The organism is Agromyces larvae (assembly GCF_022811705.1).
Taxonomy (GTDB): domain Bacteria; phylum Actinomycetota; class Actinomycetes; order Actinomycetales; family Microbacteriaceae; genus Agromyces; species Agromyces larvae.
In genome coordinates, this window is sequence record NZ_CP094528.1 from 3670629 (window position 1) to 3687276 (window position 16648).

13 protein-coding genes are annotated in these 16648 nt (G+C 72.3%); 6 read left to right on the forward strand and 7 right to left on the reverse strand.

What is annotated here, in order from left to right; all coding sequences use genetic code 11:
• Positions 1-67: 67 nt before the first annotated feature.
• Both MTO99_RS17490 and MTO99_RS17495 read left to right on the forward strand, forming a co-directional pair.
• Positions 68-1564 carry an anaerobic C4-dicarboxylate transporter family protein gene (locus MTO99_RS17490; RefSeq protein WP_243555361.1) on the forward strand — a complete coding sequence of 499 codons (1497 nt, stop codon included), beginning with the start codon at positions 68-70 and terminating at the stop codon, positions 1562-1564.
• 75 nt (positions 1565-1639) lie between these two features.
• Complete coding sequence (locus MTO99_RS17495) at positions 1640-2992, forward strand: M20/M25/M40 family metallo-hydrolase (RefSeq protein ID WP_243555363.1); 1353 nt, start codon at positions 1640-1642, stop codon at positions 2990-2992.
• A gap of 50 nt (positions 2993-3042) precedes the next feature.
• On the opposite strand, the gene MTO99_RS17500 is transcribed toward MTO99_RS17495, so the two are convergent.
• The 4 genes from MTO99_RS17500 to MTO99_RS17515 form a co-directional block, all read right to left on the reverse strand.
• Positions 3043-4512 (reverse strand): permease prefix domain 1-containing protein, encoded by a 1470-nt coding sequence (locus MTO99_RS17500; protein ID WP_243555365.1) that lies wholly within the window; start codon positions 4510-4512, stop codon positions 3043-3045.
• Between the two features lie 2 nt (positions 4513-4514).
• A complete protein-coding gene (locus MTO99_RS17505) occupies positions 4515-4883 on the reverse strand; it encodes a PadR family transcriptional regulator (protein ID WP_243555367.1) in 369 nt (122 codons plus the stop codon).
• A gap of 154 nt (positions 4884-5037) precedes the next feature.
• Positions 5038-5958, reverse strand: coding sequence for a DUF5684 domain-containing protein (locus MTO99_RS17510; RefSeq protein ID WP_243555369.1), 921 nt, complete (start codon positions 5956-5958; stop codon positions 5038-5040).
• A 14-nt stretch (positions 5959-5972) separates the two neighbouring features.
• Positions 5973-6752, reverse strand: coding sequence for a hypothetical protein (locus MTO99_RS17515; protein ID WP_243555372.1), 780 nt, complete (start codon positions 6750-6752; stop codon positions 5973-5975).
• A gap of 148 nt (positions 6753-6900) precedes the next feature.
• Here MTO99_RS17515 and MTO99_RS17520 point away from each other — a divergent pair, with 148 nt between their 5' ends.
• The 4 genes from MTO99_RS17520 to MTO99_RS19060 all read left to right on the forward strand — a co-directional run bounded on the left by MTO99_RS17520 (position 6901) and on the right by MTO99_RS19060 (position 12563).
• A complete protein-coding gene (locus MTO99_RS17520; protein WP_243555374.1) occupies positions 6901-7869 on the forward strand; it encodes an alpha/beta fold hydrolase in 969 nt (322 codons plus the stop codon).
• Positions 7870-8225: 356 nt separating this feature from the next.
• Complete coding sequence (gene aceA / locus MTO99_RS17525) at positions 8226-9611, forward strand: isocitrate lyase (protein ID WP_243555376.1); 1386 nt, start codon at positions 8226-8228, stop codon at positions 9609-9611.
• A 141-nt stretch (positions 9612-9752) separates the two neighbouring features.
• Positions 9753-11450: a malate synthase A gene (gene aceB, locus MTO99_RS17530; RefSeq protein ID WP_243555378.1), complete on the forward strand. Its 1698-nt coding sequence runs from the start codon at positions 9753-9755 to the stop codon at positions 11448-11450.
• A gap of 99 nt (positions 11451-11549) precedes the next feature.
• Entirely contained in the window at positions 11550-12563 is a 1014-nt protein-coding gene (locus MTO99_RS19060; RefSeq protein ID WP_256461020.1) for a DUF5684 domain-containing protein, read from the forward strand.
• An 18-nt stretch (positions 12564-12581) separates the two neighbouring features.
• Here MTO99_RS19060 and MTO99_RS17550 read toward each other — a convergent pair whose 3' ends face one another.
• From MTO99_RS17550 to eccD, 3 genes are read right to left on the reverse strand one after another with little or no spacing between them, the layout of a single operon-like run.
• Positions 12582-13877, reverse strand: a complete 1296-nt coding sequence (locus MTO99_RS17550; protein ID WP_243555380.1) for a S8 family serine peptidase — start codon at positions 13875-13877, stop codon at positions 12582-12584.
• Positions 13874-15226 (reverse strand): type VII secretion protein EccB, encoded by a 1353-nt coding sequence (eccB, locus tag MTO99_RS17555; RefSeq protein WP_243555384.1) that lies wholly within the window; start codon positions 15224-15226, stop codon positions 13874-13876. The genes MTO99_RS17550 and eccB overlap by 4 nt, the downstream gene beginning before the upstream one ends.
• Before the next feature lie 4 nt (positions 15227-15230).
• Positions 15231-16565, reverse strand: a complete 1335-nt coding sequence (gene eccD, locus MTO99_RS17560) for a type VII secretion integral membrane protein EccD (protein ID WP_243555395.1) — start codon at positions 16563-16565, stop codon at positions 15231-15233.
• Positions 16566-16648 lie beyond the last annotated feature (83 nt).

Below are 16648 nucleotides of genomic sequence, written 5' to 3' on the forward strand. Positions count from 1 at the left end.
CGGTCTGCGGCGATACGCTCCCCCCAGACCTCGTCGACCGCGGTCATGGCTCAGGGGGAGAGCTCGCATGGAAATCGTGCTCGTGGTGTTGCAGGCCGTCGTCGTCATCGGGGCGATCGTGCTCGGTGTCCGCGTCGGGGGAGTCGGTCTGGGGCTCTGGGGTGTGGTCGGCACCCTGATCCTCGTCTTCGTGTTCCGGCTGCCGCCGGGCAGCCCGCCCGTCGACGCGTTCTTCATCATCATCGCAGTGATCACGGCCTCGGCCGCCATGCAGGCCGCCGGCGGCATCGACTACCTCGTGTCGATCGCGTCGAAGGTCATCCAGGCGAACCCGAAGCGGCTCACCTACGTCGCCCCGCTCGTCGCGTTCGTGTTCACGCTGCTGTCGGGCACGTCGAACATCTTCTTCGCCCTCATCCCCGTGATCTACGAGACGGCGTACCGCAACGGCCAGCGGCCCGAGCGCGCGCTCGCCGCGTCGACCGTCACGAGCGCCCTCGGCATCACCTCGAGCCCGGTGTCGGCGGCGATGGCGGCCTACCTCGTGCTCATGGACGGGTCGGGGTTCGCGCTGCCGCGGATCCTCGCGATCACCATCCCCGCGGCGATCGTCGCCTGCCTCGTCACGTCGTTCGTGCAGCAGCGCATCGGCAAGGAGCTGCTCGACGACCCCGTGTTCCTCGAGCGGGTCAGGCAAGGCCGGGTCGAGATCCCGGCCGCGCTCGCCGAGCAGGCTGCGGCGCGAGGGCTCATTGCGGGCGGGGGCACGGCGGGCGGGCTCGCAGCGGACGGGCGCACGGCGGACGGTGCGGATGCCTCCGGCGCGGCCGCCTCCGGGTCGACGCGGACGGGCAAGCGCGGCAGCGACGCGGCACCCGCTTCGACGAAGCACATCGAGCACGCGGTGCCGCCCGGCGGCGCGACCGCCGCATGGATCTTCCTCACCGGCACGTTCCTCGTCGTCCTGCTCGGGCTCTTCCCGGGCCTGCGGCCGGCGTTCCCGACGGGCGAGGACGGCGCGCTCGAACCGCTCGGCATGTCGCCCGTAATCGAGATGATCATGTTCAGCGTGGCGCTCGCGATCATCCTCGTGCGCAAGGTGAAGCCGGCGGCGATCGTCGAGCAGTCGCTGCTGAAAGCCGGCTTCGTCGCGGCGATCGCGCTCTTCGGCATCGCGTGGATGGCCGACACCTTCATCGGCGCCAACCAGGAGACCATCATCGACCCGCTCGGCGACCTGATCGATGCGGTGCCGATCCTGCTCGCGGTCGCCCTGTTCCTCGTGGCCGGCCTCACGACCAGCCAGTCGGCCACGACGAACACGCTCGTGCCGATCGCGCTCGCCGCCGGGCTCGCGCCCGGCGTCATCACCGCGATGTGGCCCTCGCTCGTCGGCGTCTGGCTGTTCCCCGCGAACGGGTCGCAGATCGCCGCCGTCGAGACGGACCTCACCGGCTCCACGAAGCTCACCCAGGTGCCGGTGTGGCACTCGTTCACGATCCCGATGCTGGTGTCGTGGGTGACCGTGGTGGTCGTGGGCCTGCTCGTCCAGCTCGTCGTCTGAGCGGCGCGGACCCGTCGCATCCGGGCACGATGGCCCGTCGCATCCGATCAGGAAGTCAGGAAGAAGGAAGCCGAAATGACCGACACCTCCGACCTCGCCGCGCGGGCGGCCGCGCTCATGCCCGAGGTGGTCGAGCGCCTCGAGGCGCTCGTGCGCATCCCGTCGGTCGCGTTCCCGGGGTTCGACCCCGCGCCCGTGCACGAGATGGGGCAGGCCGTCGTCGACCTGTTCACCGCGGCCGGAGCGACCGACGTCGCGCTGCTCGACGTGCCCGACGGCTACCCGTGCGTCTACGCCGACCTGCCCGGGCCCGAGGGGTCGCCGACCGTGCTGCTCTACGCGCACTACGACGTGCAGCCCGCGCCGAAGGAGCAGGGCTGGACGAGCGAGCCGTTCGAACCCGTCACCAAGGACGACGGGCGCATCTACGGTCGCGGCGCGGCCGACGACAAGTCGGGCCTCGTCATGCACTACGGCACGCTGAAGCTGCTCGGACCCGACCGACCCTGCCGCATCAAACTGCTCGTGGAGGGCGAGGAGGAGACGATCTCGCACCTCGAGGCGTTCGTCGAGGCCAACCCCGAGCGGTTCGCCGCCGACGCGTACGTGATCGGCGACATCGGCCCGCAAGAGGTCGGCAAGCCGGGCCTCACGACCGCGCTGCGCGGCGACGTCGCGTGCACGGTCACGGTGCGCACGCTCGCGAACCCCGTGCACTCGGGGCTGTTCGGCGGTGCGGCGCCCGACGCGCTCACCGCCATGATCCGCATCCTCGACACCCTGCACGACGAGCACGGCGACACCGTGTTCCCCGGCGTCGACGGGGTCGGGGCGGCGTGGCCCGGCGCCGAGATGGACGAGCAGGTCTACCGCGACGGGTCGGCCATCCTGCCCGGCGTCGAATTCCTCGGCACGGGCTCGCTCAGCGACCGGCTGTGGGCCAAACCCAGCGTGACCGTGCTCGGCATGGACGTGCCGAACACGCAGGAGGCCTCGAACGTGCTGCTGCCGCAGGTCACCGCGAAGCTGTCGATGCGCATCGTGCCGGGCAGCGACGGCGAGGGCCAGCTCGAGGCGCTGATGACCCACCTGCGCTCGCAGCGGCCGTGGAACGTCGAAGTCGAGGTCGAACGGGTGAAGGTCGGGCACGCGTTCGCGGTCGACGAGTCGCACCCCGCGATCGTCGCCGCCGAGCGGGCGCTCGAAGAGGCGTACGGTGCGGCCGTCGAGCTGATCGGCAGCGGCGCGTCCATCCCGCTCGTCGCCTCGCTGCAGAAGGTGTCGCCGGATGCCGCGATCATCCTCTGGGGAGCCGAGGACACGGCGAAGGCGCGCATCCACGCGTCCGACGAATCGGTCGACCCGGCCGAGATCGAGCGCATGATCGTCGCGCAGGCCCTGTTCATCGAGAAGTTCGCCGAGCACTGAGCGCTGCCCGCGGCAGCGAGCGACCCCGGAACCCGGGGAACGGAGACGGGTCAGGCGAACCCGAAGAGCGGCGGGAAGACGACGACCACGACCGCGGCCCAGCCCGGGTACACCGGAATGTACGCCGTCTGCCAGCGCTCGAGCACGGCGAACGGCCGGCGGCCGCGCACGAACTCGAACTGCAGCCACGCCGCCCACGCCAGGTTCGCGAGCAGGATGAGGTTCAGCCCGAGCGACGCCGTCTTGTTCGCGCTGAACCCGAACTCGCCGGTGCGGGCGAGCATGGCCGCGAGCACGATCGCGTCGATCACCACCGCGGCGACGAGCATCACGAGCTGCAGACGCTCGAACCATCCGGCCGGTTGCAGCGGGTCGCGCGCCGAGTACGAGTACACGAGCAGGGCGAGCACCACCACGAGCACGAAGTCGAACGCGATGAGCAGGTCGCGGCTGCCGTCGACGAGATTCCACTGCACGGCGGCCGCCACGATGAGCGCGAGCATCATGAGCGTGAACAGCGGCGTGAACACCTTGGTGAGCACGGGCGCGATGTTCTCGATCACCCGCTGCTTCGCCTCGACGAGCCAGGCCGCGACGAGCACGGCGCCGGCCGCACCGCAGGGCAGCACCCATTCGCCGAAGAAGCGCGTGACATCGACGTCGATCGAGGCGAACACCGTGATCGTGAGGCCCGACAGCACGCCGCCGCCGAGCGCGATGAGCACGTAGTACACGAACCATTCGCCGCTGAACCGTACGAAGTCCATGCGGGCCCGCCCGGTGCGCCAGTCGCCGCCGGTGTACGCGAGGCCGACCGCGAGCCACAGCACCACGACCGCGTGTACCGCGGCGAGCAGTTCGGTCGCCGCGAGCGCGCCGCCGAGCGCCTCGACGCCCGACCGGTCGGCGAACGGATACAGGTTGAGCAGCAGCGCGACCGCGACGAACGCACCGGCGACCACGGCGCCGGCTGCGAGGGCGAGGCTGCGCCGCCAGGCGAAGTAGGCGGCCAGGAACGGCAGCACGAGCAGCGCCGTGTTGCGCACGAAGAACCCGGGATCCTGCGCGAGGTCGACGCCGAACCACCCGGGAGCTTTGACCGCGAGCCCGGCACCCACGCCGAGCGCGAGTGCGACCCACAGGGAGCGCGCCCGGCGGGTTCGACGGCCGGATGCCTCGCCGCCGACGTCGGCGGCGCGGCCCGGGTCGCCCGCGGCATCCGAACCCTCGGCTACGTCCCAGCCGTCCGTTCCGTCAGACAGCACGAGTTGCTTCCACAACCGCTGCGAATGCTCGCGGGCGTACTCGCGGGAGAGGTCGTCGACTGCGCCGAGGCGCTTGACGCCGACCAGGAAGGCCTCGTCGTCGGCGAGCCCGGCCTCGCGCAGGGCGTCGATGCGGTCGCGCAGGTGGCTCTCGAGCTCGTCGACGTCGGCGGCGCTCAGGGCATCGCGTCGGGACATCCAGTCGCGCCAGGCGGCGACGAGGTCGTCGAGTTCGCGCCGCTCATCGGTCGACATGCTCAGGCTCCGCCCAGTGCGAAGCGCTCACCCGGGCCGCCCGGCCGGCCGTCCCAGACCTTGCCGAGCACCCCGTCGACGACCGCCCACTGCCGTCGCTGATCGGCGAGGGCCGCGGCGCCCTGGGCGCTCAGGCGATAGTGCTTGCGCGGGCGGCCGGCGTCGGACTGCTTCCACTCGCTCTCGACGTGGCCGAGCCGCTCGAGGCGGTGCAGCAGCGGGTAGAGCATGCCGTCGCTCCACTGCAGCTCGCCGTCGGAGAGTTCGGCGATCCGCTGCAGGATCGCGTAGCCGTACGAGTCGCCCTCGGCCAGGATGCCGAGAACGACCGGGGTGGCGGCGGCCGCCACCAGGTCTTTGCCGATGCGCATGCGCTGCCTCCGGATGCGACGTGACGGATGCCTCGTGGTGCTAGATACCCCGCAGTGCGAGGTACATAGAGCTGCAAGGTATCACGTCGGCCGGCCGGCGTCGAGGGGGCGCCGGGCATCCGGCCGGGATGCGGCGACGCGCGGCGGCCTCGGCTCAGGCCGGCGGCGTCGGCGTGGGAGGCGTGGGGTACGACGCCGGCGTCCCGGCACCGGGCTGCGGCGGCTGAGGCTGATACCCGGGCTGCTGCGGCTGAGCGGCGAGCTGCTCCGGCTGCGCGGCGGGCTGCGGCGGCTGCGGGGCGAGCTGCTCCGGCTGCGCGGCGGGCTGCGGCGGCTGCGGTGCGGGCTGCGGCTGTGCCTGCGGCTGGGCGTACGGGGGATACCCGGGCTGCGGCTGAGGCTGCGGTGCCTGCGCCTGCGCGTACGGCGGATACGCGGGCGGCTGCGGCGCGGCCGCGTGGTGCTGCGGCTGCGCGTACGGGGGATACGCCGGCTGCTGCGGCTGGTACGCCGGCTGCGCCTGCGGCGTCGTCGGCTGGTATGCCGGCTGCGCCTGCGGCACGGTCGGCGCCTGCGGCAGGGCCGCCGGCTGCGCCTGGTACCCGAACGGCTGCGGGGAGGCCGGCTGCGGGTACGCCTGCCCGGGGTGACCCGGGAACGCGGCTGCGCCCGCGGGCTGCAGGCCGCGCCACGGCGCCCCGCCGAATCCGATGAGCACCATCCACACGAAGGGCAGGGACACGTACAGCACCGTGTGGCCCACGCCCTTGCCGAAGCCCTCGTTGATCTTGTGCACGGCGATGATGAGGAACACCGCGCTGACGACGTTCGCCACGGGCACGAACGACAGCAGCGCGAGCCAACCGCGCTGGCCGCCGGTCTCGAGGAGCTTCCAGGTGCCGTAGACCGGCACCCAGGCGGGCCAGCCCGGCTGACCCGTGGCACGGAAGACCTTCGACAGCAGCACGCCCGTGGCGACGTAGGTCGCCACGAGCACGAAGCCGACGAATGCCCAGACGAAGACGAAGATGCCCATGCTGACGGCGAACGCGTCAACGGCTGCGATGTGTGTCATGACGGTGCCTTCGATCAGATCAGCGAGAGGACGAGGTAGGTCGCGACATCGCCCGAGAGCGTCGCGTCGAGTGCCTCGGTCGTCGGGCATTCGACGTAGATCATCACGCCCTCGCCGGCGGGCGAGAACGTGCGCGCGAGCACGGCGATCTGCGTGGCATCCGTGGTGAAGTACTCGATGACCGCCTCGGCGGAGCCGATCGGCTCGCCGAGCAGATCGGCGTGCGTGATGGTCGACGTGTACGAGTTCGGGTCGGGTTCGGTTCCGAACATCCACTCGATGAACGCGTGGCTGGCAGCCTGGTCGCCGAGCGAGAGGTCGATCTCGTCGGGAATCGACCCGTTGTCGTACGAGACCGCGCACCCGGTCGACGCGTTCGTGTACCCGAGGTAGCCGATCTCGGTCTCGGTGGTCGCCGTCCAGGCGTCCTGGCCGGTGAGCGAGTCGTTCACGCTCGCGTAGACGCCCGCGGGCACCTCGATGTCGAACGGCAGATCGGCCGGCAGATCGGCCCCGGCGCCGAACGAGAGCCCGGTGTCGGCATCGGTGTAGGTGTCGGTGTCGTCGGTGACGACGCTCTCCTCGATGCTCTCGCGCACCTCGCTCTGCGCCGCCGCGATCGAGGCGATGGTGCCGAACACCGCAGCCACGTAGACCGGGATGAAGAGCACCGGCAGCGCCGTGACCGCGATCGCGAGGGTCATCGCCCAGCCGAAGCCGGGCTTGCGCGGCGGCTGGGCGGGGTACGGCTGCGGTGGCGTGGGCAGGCCGATCGGCGGCGGGGCAGCGGTCACTGCGGCTCCTCGAGGGGGGTTGGGGGCGACGGCCGAACCGGGCCGTCGACCGATGCTATGCGATGGCGGGGCTCCGTGTGCGACGGCGTCGCGCAGCTGTGCACAACTCACCCGGCGCGACCCGTGACGGTCGGCTACCGTCGATCGGGTGCAGACCTTCGCCGCCGCCGACGGCGCCCGGATCGCCTACCACGTCATCGGCGCGCCCCGCGCCGATGACCGCGCCGACCGCGCCGCCGACCGCGCCGCCGACCGCGCCGCCGACCGCGCCGACGACCGCGCCGACCGCGCCGACGACCGCGCCGGGCCCGCCATCCTCGTGCCGGGCGGGCCCTGCCGCGGCGTCGACTACCTCGAGCTGCTCGCCGACGCGGCATCCGAGCGCCCGATCGCGGTGCTGCACCCGCGCGGCACCCCGACGACCGGCGGGCGCTCGCGCGGCTGGTGGGCCGATGCCGACGACCTCGTCGCGCTCGCCGACCACCTCGGACTGGACGGCGTCGACGTGATCGCGCACTCGGCCGGCACCCGGCTCGCGCTCGCCGCGCTGGCGCGGCGGCCCGAGCGCGTCCGCAGCCTCGCGCTGGTGACCCCGCCCGCGGCCTGGCTGACGGGCGCCGGGTACGACGGCGATGCGCTGGTGCGGGCGCGTCGCGACCCGCTGGTGGATGCCGCGTTCGCCTCGATCGCGGGCGACGGGCCGCGTGATCAGGCGGAGTTCGACCGCGTCCGGGCGATCGAGGGGCCCGCGGGCTACGCACGATGGACCGAGCGCGAGCGTGCGCACGCGGCGGTCGGAGCCTGGAGCCTCGCCTCGATCGAGGCGTACTTCACCGGCATTCCGGATGACGCGGCCGCCCGCATCCTCGCGGCGCCCCGCCGCCCGACCCTCGTGATCGCCGGAGACGGGGACATCCTGGTCGGCGTCGGCCCGGTACGGGCGTACGCGGACGCGCTCGGCGCCGACCTGCGGATGCTGGCCGACTGCGGACACTACCCGTGGGTCGAGCAGCCTGAGGCGTTCCGCGCGGCGCTCGACGGATGGCCGGCATCCGGGTCGAGCCGGTCGGCGCGATCAGGAGCATCGAGTCGAACCGGGCAGCACGCCGGGCGGTGAGCCGGGCGCGCGCCGACGCGCGGCGGGGCCGGTCGTCGCGTGACGACCGGCCCCGCCGATGCGGTTCGGCGCTCAGTACCCGAACGCGTGGTCGCCCGGCTCGAGCGTCGCCCCGGTCTCGATGCTCGGCGCTCCCCGGCCGTGCACGGCGGCAGGGCACCGGGCCCGAGCCCGCTGAGAGCGGGTTCCTTCCGCGGCGCAGAAGAACCGCGGAAGTTCACCCCCCGAATCGTCGGTCGCACCCCCGGCACGCCCCGCACAGTGGAGGACACAGGCCACCGGATGCCACACCGCACGCCGCCCGCAACGGCCGGCCGAGGCACGAGGCATCCGATCACCACCGAAGGAGCACGACGATGAGCACCCAGCAGCCCAGCCAGCCCCGACCCGGCGACCAGACCCAGACCGCTGCCGAACTGCAGCTCGAGTGGGACGCGAACCCGCGCTGGGAGGGCGTCAAGCGCGACTACACCGCCGAGGACGTCATCGCCCTGCGCGGCCCGGTGCGAGAGGAGCGCACGCTCGCCCGCCGCGGCGCCGAGAAGCTGTGGGAGGACATCCAGCGCAACACCGGCACCGCGTTCGCCCCGCAGGACGACCCGCAGTGGTCGGCCGCGCTCGGCGCGCTCACCGGCAACCAGGCCGTGCAGCAGGTGCGTGCGGGCCTGAAGGCGATCTACCTGAGCGGGTGGCAGGTCGCCGCCGACGCGAACCTCAGCGGCCAGACCTACCCCGACCAGTCGCTGTACCCCGCGAACTCGGTCCCGGCCGTCGTGCGCCGCATCAACAACGCGCTGCTGCGCGCCGGGCAGATCGAGGTCTCGCTCCCGGAGCCCGGCGACGGGGGTGACGGCTCCCTTCGACAGGCTCAGGGAGCTCCGAAGGACTGGATGGCCCCCATCGTCGCCGACGCCGAGGCCGGCTTCGGCGGCCCGCTGAACGCGTACGAGCTCATGCACCAGATGATCGAGGCGGGCGCCGCCGGCGTGCACTGGGAGGACCAGCTCGCCAGCGAGAAGAAGTGCGGCCACATGGGCGGCAAGGTGCTGATCCCGACGTCGCAGCACATCCGCACGATCAACGCGGCGCGCCTGGCGGCCGACGTGGCCGGCGTGCCATCCGTCATCATCGCCCGTACCGACGCGCTCGCCGCGACGCTGCTGACCAGCGATCACGACGAGCGCGACCGCCCCTTCGTGACCGGCGAGCGCACCGCCGAGGGCTTCTATGAGGTGCAGAACGGCATCGAGCCGGTCATCGCCCGCGGCCTGGCCTACGCCGAGTACGCCGACCTGCTCTGGGTCGAGTCGGCCGAGCCCGACCTCGACCTGGCCCGCCGGTTCGCCGAGGCGGTGCACGCGAAGTTCCCGGGCAAGCGCCTGAGCTACAACTGCTCGCCGTCGTTCAACTGGAAGCGCCACCTCGACGACGACCAGATCGCGAAGTTCCAGCGCGAGCTCGCGAGCATGGGCTACGCGTTCCAGTTCATCACGCTCGCGGGCTTCCACGCCCTCAACCACTCCATGTTCACGCTCGCGAAGGACTACAGCGAGCGGCACATGAGCGCATACGTCGAGCTCCAGGAGGCGGAATTCGCCTCGGAGGCATCCGGCTACACCGCCACGCGCCACCAGCGCGAGGTCGGCACCGGCTACTTCGACCAGATCGCCACGGCGCTGAACCCCACCAGCGCGACGCTCGCCCTCGTCGGATCGACCGAGGAAGACCAGTTCACCCACTGACCCACCGACCCGCCCGCCCGCGATGTACGCAATTCAGGTTCGCGCACGGCGTGTCGCGCTTCCGGCACCCGGAAACCGCCGCGACACGCCTCCCGACCTGAATTGCGTACCGGGGGCGGCGGGATGCAAGGAGACGAGACCATGAATTCGCTCATCATCGAACGAACGGATGCTCCGCCGCAGGCGGCGCCGCGCAGCTCGCGTACGGGCGCGCCGACCACCGGCAGCTTCGCGACCGTCGCGCCGAGGATCGAGGTCACCGGCGCCGCCGGCGAGCGGTACGACGAGATCCTCACGCCCGGCGCACTGGAGTTCCTCGCCGAACTCCACGACCGGTTCGCCCACACCCGGCACGACCTGCTCGCCGCGCGCCTGCAGAACCGGGTGGACGCCGCGAACGGCCGCGACCCGAAGTTCCTCCCCGAGACCGAGCAGATCCGCCGCGACCCGTCGTGGCGCGTCGCCGGCGCGGCCCCGGGCCTCGAGGACCGCCGCGTCGAGATCACCGGCCCCACCGACCGCAAGATGGCCATCAACGCGCTGAACAGCGACGCGAAGGTCTGGCTCGCCGACCAGGAGGATGCCACGAGCCCCACCTGGCGGAACGTGATCGAAGGGCAGCTCAGCCTGTTCGACGCGCTGCGCGGCGACCTCGAGTACACGAGTCCCGAGGGCAAGCAGTACCGCGTGGCCCGCGACATCCGCGAAACGCCCACGATCGTCATGCGTCCGCGGGGCTGGCACCTCACCGAGAAGCACATCCGCTTCCACGACCGCGCCGGCCGCGACATGCAGGCGTCGGGGTCGCTGGTCGACTTCGGGCTGTACTTCTTCCACAACGCGGCGAAGCTCATCGAGCTCGGTCGCGGCCCGTACTTCTACCTGCCGAAGCTCGAGTCGCACCGCGAGGCGAAGCTGTGGAACGACATCTTCGTCTACGCGCAGGACCGGCTCGGCATCCCGCAGGGCACGATCCGCGCGACGGTGCTCATCGAGACGATCCAGGCCGCGTTCGAGATGGAGGAGATCCTCTACGAGCTGCGCGATCACTGCGCGGGCCTGAACGCCGGCCGCTGGGACTACATCTTCTCGATCGTGAAGACGTTCCGCTGCCGGGGCCGCCGTTGGACGCTGCCCGACCGGCGGCAGATCACGATGACGGTGCCCTTCATGCGCGCTTACACCGAGCTCCTGGTGCAGACCTGCCACAAGCGGGGCGCGCACGCGATCGGCGGCATGAGCGCGTTCATCCCGAATCGCCGCGACCCCGAGGTCACCGAGCGCGCCCTGCAGGCCGTCTCGGCCGACAAGCGCCGCGAGGCATCCGACGGGTTCGACGGCACGTGGGTCGCGCACCCCGACCTCATCCCGACCGCGCGGGCGGAGTTCGACGCCGTGCTCGGCGACCGGCCCAACCAGGTCGACCGCCTGCGCGACGACGTCGCGGTGACCGCGGCGGACCTGCTCGACATCCCGTCGGCGGGCGGCCAGGTCACCGAGGCGGGCGTGATCGACAACATCTCGATCGCGATCCGCTACCTCGAGTCGTGGCTGCGCGGCGTGGGGGCCGCCGCCATCGACAACCTGATGGAGGATGCCGCGACCGCCGAGATCTCGCGCTCGCAGATCTGGCAGTGGCTGCACGAGAACACGGTCACGGCCGAGGGCACCCGCATCGACCAGACGTTCATCGTCGCCGCCATGGGCGACGCGGTGCGCGGCCTGCCGCGGTTCGAGGGCGACCGGTTCGACGACGCGATCCAGGTGTTCCGCTCGGTCGCGCTGGAGCCCGAGTTCCCGACGTTCCTCACGCTGGGCGCGTACGCCAGATTCCTCTGACACCGTTCGAGACCAGACGGATGCTTCGCACGGGACGCTCCCGGCGAGGCATCCGTCTGCGTTCGCGAGCGATGCCGGGCGCTGTGACAGAATCCTGTGGTGACCGATCCTGCGGCTGTGACGTCTGTGCTGGTGCTCGTGTCCGGCATCGGGGCGGTCGCGATCGGCCTGTACCTCTGGACGGGACTCGCGCTCTCGCGGCTCTTCGCGCGCACCGGGGGCGAGCCGTGGAAGGCCTGGGTTCCGTTCGTGAACGAGGCCGAGGTGTTCGTGCGCGGCGGTCGGCCGGCGCACTCGCTCGTGTACTGCTTCATTCCACTGGTCGCGGTGTACGGACTCGTGGTGCGCGTGGCCGCGGTGCATCGCATCAACGCACGGTACGGGCGCGGCAGCGGCGCGACGGTGCTCGGCATCCTGCTGCCGCCGGTGTGGATGTCGGTGCTCGCCTGGGGGCCGGAACCGGCGCCCGAACCGCAGGTGGAGCGGTCGGAGGAACTCGACGACGCGATCGATCCGAGGGTGGCGTTCGCGCCGAGGGATGCGTCGGGCTACGCGATCCCGGCCGCGGAGGTGCCGGTGGTGGTCTCGCCGGTGGCGGCGGCGCCCGCGGTGGCGGCGGCGCCGGCAGCTCCGGCGGCGCCCGTGGCGGTGGCACCGGTGGCGGCGGCGGCCGTGGCGGTGCCGGCGACTCCGGCGACTCCGGCGGCGCCCGTGGCGGTGCCGGCGACTCCGGCGGCACCCGTGGCGGCCGTGGCCGCTCCTGCCGCACCCGTGGCGGCGAAGCAGGCCAAGTGGCGCGTCGAGCTCGCCGACGGAACGGCGATCGAGCTGACCAGCCCGCTGGCGGTCATCGGGCGCAATCCCGATTCTTCGACCCCCGGTGAGCAGCGCATCGCGCTGCCCGACGTCGGCCGCACGCTCTCGAAGACCCATGCCCGACTCAGCTACGACGACGGAGCGTGGCGGCTCACCGACCTGAACTCGACGAACGGTTCGAGGGTGCTCGACCGGGCCGGCGTCGCGACCCCGTTGCGCCCCGGAGAACCGGTCGTCGTCGGGGTCGGGTTCATCGTCGGCGAAGTCGGCGTGCGCCTCGCGTACGAACTCATCTGAAGCGATCGCGCGCGCTGATCAACGTGCTGCGTCGGTCTGACGGTCGAGCAGCCCGCCGCGCAGGGTGGCGAGGGTCGGGCCGGCGTGTGTTCGACGCCGGCGCAGCACCAGCAGCGCCCCGAGCGTGCCGAGCACGCCGGCCGCGATGACGCCGGTGATCAGCAGGGTTTCGCGGGTCGCGCCGAACGGCGTCGGGCCGTGCTCGGCGTCCACGGTGACCGGTGCGGGACGGAGGGGATCGGCTCCGACACCCGTGACCGGGTGGGTCGGCCCGCGGGTGTCGGATGCGGGAATCATCGTGAGCGCGTCGTACGGCTGCACGAGCCCCCAGCCGAGCTCGTCGGTGCGCTGGTCGGGGTCGCTGCGGGTCGCACTCGCGAGCAGCCGGTACTTCCACCCGTCGGGTCCCTCGGCGGGGTGCGCTCCGGCGACGAGTGCTGCGGCTCCGCTCGCGTAGGCGGTGGCGAAGCTCGATGACGGCGTATCGGTCGCGTACAGGCAGTCGCCGGCGCCGGTCGCGGTGGTGAGCACATCCTGGCCGGGAGCCGCGAGTTCGACGTGCGGGCCATGAACGGACGCCTCGGTCGGCTGACCAAGGGCATCGCTCGCGGCGACCGCGAGTGCGCCGGGGTAGGCGGCCGGATACCGCGGTCCGTCGGCGTCCGAGGCGGAGGTGGTGCGGTTGCCGGCGCTGGCGACCACGAGGCTGCCGTTCGCGTGTGCGTACTCGACAGCGTCGCGCAGCACGTCGGAGTCGGGCACGTCGCTCAGCGAGACGTTCACGATGTCGGCGCCGCGGTCGCTGGCGAACCGGATACCGGCCGCGAGCCGCTCGGCGCTGGGGCCGAAACCTGCCTCGATCGACGCGTCGTCGCGGCCGCGGAACACCCGCACCGAGAGCAGGCCGGCCTCGGGGGCGAGTCCGCGAACGCCTGATCCGGTCACCTCGGCGGCGGCGATGATGCCCGCGATCGCGGTGCCGTGGCCGTCGAGGTCGGTGAGCCCGTCGCTGCGCTCGCCGTCGCCGACGAGGTCGATGCCCCCGACCACCCGAGAGGCGAGGTGGGCGTTGCCGGCGTCGATGCCGGAGTCGACGACCGCGACGAGCACGTCGGCGCCGGTCGCCCGGCTCCAGGCGAGTTCGGTCTGCAGCATCGCCAGGGCCGGAGGCGTCTGCGGGGTGTACTGCACGTTGCCGGGCTCGCATGCCTCGGCCGCGGATGCGGGCGACGGTGCGAGCAGCGGGGTCGTGAGGGCGGCGCCGCACAGGAGCGCGCCGAGCAGTGCGCCGCCGCGAACGCGTCGATGCGTCATCCGCCGCTCGCTGACGCGGGCTCGGCCGTGTGCGCTGCCGCCTCGGGAGTGAGGGCCGGGCCGGTGGGGAACCAGTCGATCCAGGCATTCGTCACGGCCGTGACATCGTCGTCGTCGTATCCGAGCCGGTGGAGCACGTCGGGGTCGGCGCCCGGAACCGGGAACGCCGTGCCGGTCTCGTCGATGACGAAGACCGTCTCGGCGCGGGCCGAACCCGATCCGCCCGCCGCGACGACGGCGCCTGCACCGCGCTGCATCGCCACTCCGCCGGCGGCGCCGACCTCGGGCAGTTCGCGCTTCGCGAGGCCGATCCGGGTCGTGGGCGCCTCGCCCGAGGTGTCGAGCACCGCGCAGGGGCTGTCCCCGGTCGTGAATTCGGTGAGCACATCGCGGGGCCAGTCGGCGCCGCCGGCCGGGGTGGTCGCGGTGGTGAGCGTGGCGAGTTCGCCGGGCCCGACCTCGCGGGCCGCGCCGAATTCGGCTCCGGTGCCGAGCAGGTAGAGCTGATAGGCGAGCGGGCTGAGCGGCGCGAGTTCGCCCTCGGCCGTGACGAGGTAGCGATCGTCGTCTGGGCTGCCGGTCGGATGCACCGCCTCGCCGACCCGGAGGGCGGTGCCGGGCACCTCGGTGCCGGCTCCCGCGACGACGATGGGTTCGAGCGGATCGCCCTCGGCGAAGAGCTCGAGCCAGCGGCCCTCGACGTCGCGCGGGGCGAGCGAGCCGAGGCCTGCCGCACGCAGCACGGCGCTCGTCTGCGCCCCCGCGACGACATGGCGCCGGGCGCCGGCGACGATGAAGACCTGTTCGTCGAGGGCGACCGTGATTCCGTGTTCGGGCGTAGCGGCCGCCACCGGCAGCGACGAGAGCGCCATCACGGAGGATCCGTCCTCTGCCAGGCACGCCGCCCAGGCATCGTCGACGAGTGCGGCCCGTGCGGGCAGTTCGTCGGGGGCTCCGACGATGCCGATCGAGCGGCCGACCTCGATGCCCGCGAGGGTCGCCTGATCGGTGGTGATCACCTCGAACTCGCCCGAGGGCACCAGCAACCGGGCGCTCGCCGTGTTGACGACAGGGTGCAGCACGCCGTCGATCGCGAGGTACCGCGAACCGGTGTCGCTCGCGATGATGAGGTGGCCGTGCTCCCAACCGCTCGGCAGGCCCGGGCGGATCATCCCGATGAAGACGCCGCCGAGCACGAGCATGATGCTCAGGGCGATGCCGGCGATGACGGCGACGAGCGGCTTCGCGGGCTCGAGTTCTCTGCCGCCGGGCGCGCCGCCGGTGAAGGCGGTGAGCAGCCGTCGTCGGCTGAACGTCTGCGCCTCGATGAGGTCCTTCTTCGTCGCCATGCGTCTATGCGAGCCCGGCGGTCACGATGCCGAGCGGCAGCAGCAGGGCCAGGGCGATGAGTTCGGCGGTGTCGGCCAGGCGCAGCAGTCGAAGGCGGGCTCGCGGGCTGAGCAGGGTGAGTCCGACCAGCAGCGCGGTCGTCGTGAGCAGCACGACGAGCAGCGCGATGCGCAGCTCGGGTTGGGTGAGCACCACCGTGAGCCCGGTGACCGCCAAGCCGACGGCTCCGAATGCCATGAGGGCGAGCACGCCGCTGCGCGCGTGCATCTGACGGGACTGGAACATCAACCCCGCGAACGCCAGCGCGCAGAGCAGCGCCCCGATCGCGCCGGAGGCGGCGACGAACGGGGTCGCGATGAGCAGCGCGAGGGCGAGCGCGATGCGCAGCGATGTGAGTGTGCGCGCCCCCGACTCGGCACGCCGGGTGATCTCGTCGGCGTCGATCGGCGGTTGCTCGGCGAAGATCTCGGTGTCGCTCTGCGGAGAGATCACGCGAATGCGCGTCGAGCTCATCGCGAGCCAGGGCAGGCCGTTGGAGATGCTGGCGGTGAGCGCGACCATGAGGGCCCACGGGACGAGCGGATCGCCGCCGAGCAACCCCGCCGAGAGACCCGTGAAGCCGAGTGCGCCGCCGAGCGCGATCGGCGCGTAGCGCAGCTGGGGCCGATCGGGTGCGAGGGCCAGAGCGATGCCGCCCACGAGGCAGAGTCCGAGTCCGGCGGCGGCGAGCGGCCACTCCCACGGGGTCGCGGCGGGCACGGCGATCAGCCCGGCGAGTCCCCCGAAGGCGGCAGCGGCCAGTGAGAGCGCGTGACTCGCCTCGGACTGGTCGAGACGGCCGAGCACCGCACCGGTCGTCAGCAGCACGACGGCGGCGGCGCCGGCGATGATCGCCGCGAGCATGGCGTCGGCGCCCGAGGTGACGAGCAGCAGCGCGCACAGGGCGAGGAAGGCGAGGCTGATCGCAAGCGACGTGCGCGAGCTGTCGCGCGCGGTCCAGGCCCCGTGCCGGGTGGAGGTCGCATCGATCACGGCCTCGACGATGTCGTCGTAGACCTTCGGCTCGGCCACCAGTTCACCGCGCACGAGGGTGAGCAGTTCGCCGTCGCGGACGCCCTGCGGAGCGGCCGCGCGGGAGGAGTCGAGAGCGGAGCCGTCGGCGCGGTGCAGTCGATAGCCGGTGTGCGTCAGCGTGGGGTCGAGCACGCCGGTGCTGCGGGCGAACCCCGGGATCAGCTCGACGAGGGGCACGTGAGCGGGCACGCCGACGTCGATGCGCCGATCGTCGCTCACGATCGAGATCTTGAGCACGCCGGCGGCGACGGTGTGCGGTGCCATGAGTCTCTCCTCTCGATGGCGGGCAGGTTCCATCGCATCACGCGATGGAGCGCTGCCGTCGGCGACGTGGATTCGCATTCTCC

What these genes read in the sequence shown, in the direction of transcription:
- eccD (WP_243555395.1), bottom strand. Translation starts at nt 16,565, where the DNA reads ATGGCACCGCACACCGTCGCCGCCGGCGTGCTCAAGATCTCGATCGTG.
- aceA (WP_243555376.1), top strand. Translation starts at nt 8,226, where the DNA reads ATGAGCACCCAGCAGCCCAGCCAGCCCCGACCCGGCGACCAGACCCAG.
- MTO99_RS17550 (WP_243555380.1), bottom strand. Translation starts at nt 13,877, where the DNA reads ATGACGCATCGACGCGTTCGCGGCGGCGCACTGCTCGGCGCGCTCCTG.
- MTO99_RS17510 (WP_243555369.1), bottom strand. Translation starts at nt 5,958, where the DNA reads ATGACACACATCGCAGCCGTTGACGCGTTCGCCGTCAGCATGGGCATC.
- MTO99_RS17490 (WP_243555361.1), top strand. Translation starts at nt 68, where the DNA reads ATGGAAATCGTGCTCGTGGTGTTGCAGGCCGTCGTCGTCATCGGGGCG.
- MTO99_RS17495 (WP_243555363.1), top strand. Translation starts at nt 1,640, where the DNA reads ATGACCGACACCTCCGACCTCGCCGCGCGGGCGGCCGCGCTCATGCCC.
- MTO99_RS17500 (WP_243555365.1), bottom strand. Translation starts at nt 4,512, where the DNA reads ATGTCGACCGATGAGCGGCGCGAACTCGACGACCTCGTCGCCGCCTGG.
- eccB (WP_243555384.1), bottom strand. Translation starts at nt 15,226, where the DNA reads ATGGCGACGAAGAAGGACCTCATCGAGGCGCAGACGTTCAGCCGACGA.
- aceB (WP_243555378.1), top strand. Translation starts at nt 9,753, where the DNA reads ATGAATTCGCTCATCATCGAACGAACGGATGCTCCGCCGCAGGCGGCG.
- MTO99_RS17505 (WP_243555367.1), bottom strand. Translation starts at nt 4,883, where the DNA reads ATGCGCATCGGCAAAGACCTGGTGGCGGCCGCCGCCACCCCGGTCGTT.